General features: G+C 61.6%; 2 protein-coding genes. Both read left to right on the forward strand.

Annotated features, from left to right (window positions below):
• Positions 1-271: 271 nt before the first annotated feature.
• Positions 272-382, forward strand: a complete 111-nt coding sequence (locus FS320_RS39745) for a hypothetical protein (RefSeq protein ID WP_420846836.1) — start codon at positions 272-274, stop codon at positions 380-382.
• A gap of 277 nt (positions 383-659) precedes the next feature.
• Complete coding sequence (locus FS320_RS39750) at positions 660-3734, forward strand: autotransporter domain-containing protein (protein ID WP_202882955.1); 3075 nt, start codon at positions 660-662, stop codon at positions 3732-3734.
• Positions 3735-3830: the final 96 nt, after the last annotated feature.

A 3830-nucleotide genomic window follows, 5' to 3' on the forward strand; every position in this document is an offset into this window, starting at 1 on the left:
TCCAGCGAGGTCAACGTATAGCGATCGCAGGTCACGCCATCCGACACCTTCTGTCGGGTTTGTCGGCTCTGTGACACAGGCTTGTTGAGCCTGTCACTTGTGTCGCCTCAGGCTAAATCGCTGAAAAGCAATCACAAAGTTCGTTCTTCGGCTCGATCAGCCAAATTGGCACGAGTTTTGAAACTCTCTCGTCGCGGGGCGGCAGGAGCTGTCGACCGATATTCATGTCGTGGGTGACATCGCGATCGATGAAACGAAGGAAGGAAGCAACATGGCAGGTCTGCGTCAGATCGCATTCTATGGGAAAGGAGGTATCGGCAAATCCACCACCTCCCAAGAGACGCCGAGACACGCAACGCGAGACGCTCAGGCAATCCAATGACTGAACGTGCAGGCGTCTATTCTTATCTTACGGTGCTCCAATTGCAAAGCGCCGGAATCACGATCGGCCATACTTTGGGGCACCTATGATAACATTCGCAGGTCCGGAGCATTTTCCGGCAAAGTGGCTCCGGTTTGCCGTCAATAGGTGCGGCGCACCAAAGAAGAGAGCTGATTACACGTTAGTGGAAACGGCTCCAGGTGACTCGCCTGCGGATCGCTGCCGATCCGTCCGCGCCAGATTTGTGCGCACCTCGCTTTCGGCGGGAGCCGCCCTGATGGCAATGGGCATGTCAGGTGCTTCGGCGAGCGAGATCCCCACGTTTTTGAGAGAGCAGCTCGACATCCGTGCCGATCCTGCCTCTTTACGGTCGACGTCTTCCTTTGAAGACCATGAATATCGCCGCTCCTGGTATCTCGGTGAGATCAATGCCTCCGAGGCCTATGCGATGGGCTACACGGGCAAGGGCGTCACCATCGCTGTCGTCGATACCGGCATCGACGTGACGCATCCGGAGTTCACCGGACGCATATCACCCCGCTCGCGTTTCTTCGCAGTCGGACGCGATCCGTTCGACTTGAGCGATGTCGTGGGACACGGGACGCACGTGTCAGGCATCATCGGTGCCGCCCGCAATGGACGCGGGACGATGGGTGTTGCCTACGACGCCACAATCATGACCGCGGGCACCAACTTTAGCGTCGCGAAGAAGGGAGAGTATTCCTCAGATCTCGGCCTAATTTATGCGGCGAGGAACGGCGCTTCGGTCATCAACGGCAGCTATGGGCCGCCGCCCTTGCCGAGGAAGTACATCATGCAGCCAGACGGTACCCGGCTGCCGAATAGAAATTATGTCGAGTTCCCGTCTAAGCTCGTGGTTCTTCCCAGTCTCAAGAGCGGGTACGAAGCCGTCAAGACCGCCGCCAGGAACGATGTGGTCATGGTCTTCGCTGCTGGCAACGACTACCACCATCAGCCGCAAGGCGCAGCCCAGCCCTCCGGTATCGCACTGTTCCCTGCCATCCGCCCGGAAAACCACAGGCAAGGCATCTACAGTTTCTTGCTCGACGCCAAGGATCCGAACGATCCTAGGACGTACAAAATCGCCGACATGAATGATCCAGACCTCGACGAGGTCGACATGTCGGATCTCTACGGCACGATCATCGCGGTCGTGGCAACCAACCGCCAGGGCCGGATCGCGAGCTACAGCAATCGCTGCGGCATCACCGCTTTCTGGTGCCTCGCAGCTCCCGGAGGAGACGTCCCGATCAAGGGGCAGACCCGGGAGGAAGCCCTGATTCAATCCACCCTGCCTTACAGCAAGTATGACGGCATGAGCGGCACGTCGATGGCCGCTCCTGTGGTCTCGGGTGGCGCCGCAGTTCTGCGTGGGGCCTTCCCGTACATGACGGCCCGGCAGATCATCGAGGTGATGCTGACGACCGCGACCCCGATGGGCGCGCCCGAGATTTACGGCCGCGGCATGTTCAACCTCGGACGAGCTGCGAAGGGTCCCTATGAATTCGGGGCTGATGGCTTCGCTCAACGGTTCGATGTGGACACCAAGGGTTGGAACTCCGCGTGGTCCAACGACATTCGCGGCACGGGCGGGCTGATCAAGCGCGGCGAAGGCAACCTGCTGCTGATGGGCGAGAACACCTACGCGGGCGGCACGGACGTGCTCGGCGGGATCCTCACCCTCAACGGTTCGGTGAAGTCGCGGCTGGCGGTCCATGTCGGTGCCACTCTCCGAGGTCTCGGCCGGATCGAAGCGCCCCTGTCGGTGGCAGGCACCCTCGAGCCGGGCAGCGTCAACCAGGGCTCAATCGGCACCCTGACGGTGAATGGCGACGCCCGCCTCCTGAAGAGCTCGACATACCGGGTTGACACAAACGCGCGTGGCCAGCACGATAGGCTGGCCGTCTCGGGTCAGACGACGCTTGCGAGCGGCACGCTCGAGATCGCTCTGGCGAACGGTATCGCCCCGGTGAACAAGCGGATGATCATCCTGTCGTCCAACGCCGGCACGAAGGGAACCTTCGGACGTTTCCGGACCAACAGCGTGTCGGGTTATCTCGACCCCGACCTCGACTACGCTCCAAAGGACCTGTCAGTCACATTCCGTCGAAACGGCGTAACCTTTTCCAGCGTCGCCCGATCCACCAATCAGGCCTCGGTGGCAGTCGCGGCGGAAGGTCTCGGAAACGGCAATCCGGTCAATGATGCGCTGATTCAGAATAGCCTCGCATCTACGCCGGGCGCACTGGACAGCCTCTCGGGTGATGCCCACGGCTCCCAGGTGACAGCCACCTACGGCGATGCAGCTCTCGTCAGCGGCGCACTGCTCGACCGCCTTCGCCAGCCGCAAGCGGCTCTGTCGGCCGGGACGGTCACGGTCGCCCAGGCCAGTGACGGCCCCATCCAGCAGGTCGATGTCATCCACTCCCCGACCCTCGATTCCCGCGTCTTCTCGCTCTGGGGTTCGCGCTTTGACTCCTGGGGCAGGATGCGCTCGGACGGCAATGCCGGGGCGGCTAGCACCTCGAGGGGCGGCTTCATTCTCGGCGCGGACGCGACCATCGACCAGAATGTCCGGATCGGCATCGCGGGCGGCGTCACGGCCACGGACATCGAGGTCGCTTCCCGCCTGTCGTCGGGTACCAACAAGAGCATCTTTGGCGCCCTCTACGGCTCGGCCCGTTGGGGAGCAATCAACGCCCGTCTCGGTGCGTCCTATGCGGCACATGACATCAATATGTCCCGCCGCATCACGTTCGTCGGGTTCCAGGATCAGGCGACCTCGTCCTACGACGGCACGACCATGCAGGCGTTCGGCGAGATCGGATATCGCGTTGGATTGGGAGCGGCCGAACTCGAGCCGTTCATCGGTGCGTCGGTCCTGCGTGTGCATACGGGCGCCTTTGCAGAGAACGGCGGCATCGGGACTCTGACGGGCTTCTCACGCGATCATGATCTCGCCACGACCACTCTCGGCCTGCGTGCCGAGGCCACTCTGAGCAAGAGCTTTCCCCTGACGCTGCGGGGCATGCTGGGCTGGCGCCACGCCTACGGCGATGTGGACCCGACAGTGCTTCGCAGGCTGCATGGTGGGGCCACCACCTTCGCTGTCTCCGGCATCCCCATGGACCGGAATGCGCTCGTGGCAGAGGCCGGCCTCGATTGGCAGGTAGCGAAGGACATTACCCTTGGCGTAGCCTACCAGGGACGGATCGGCACGCATGCACAGGAGCATGCCTTGAATGGCAATCTCACCTGGCGTTTCGGGGTGGGAACAAGAACTGTTCCTAAACACACGCTGGCATTATCAACCAAACACAGCTACCTTTGAAACGAGGTCGATCCCGCCGGCCTTCGTTCGACGCATGTCCCGTCCAATCGCGAAGCGGAACACCGCTGGCAGTTGCAAGGCAGGCGGAATTCTCGC

Source organism: Microvirga tunisiensis (assembly GCF_009296175.1).
GTDB classification, from domain to species: domain Bacteria; phylum Pseudomonadota; class Alphaproteobacteria; order Rhizobiales; family Beijerinckiaceae; genus Microvirga; species Microvirga tunisiensis.

What these genes read in the sequence shown, in the direction of transcription:
- FS320_RS39745 (WP_420846836.1), top strand. Translation starts at nt 272, where the DNA reads ATGGCAGGTCTGCGTCAGATCGCATTCTATGGGAAAGGAGGTATCGGC.
- FS320_RS39750 (WP_202882955.1), top strand. Translation starts at nt 660, where the DNA reads ATGGCAATGGGCATGTCAGGTGCTTCGGCGAGCGAGATCCCCACGTTT.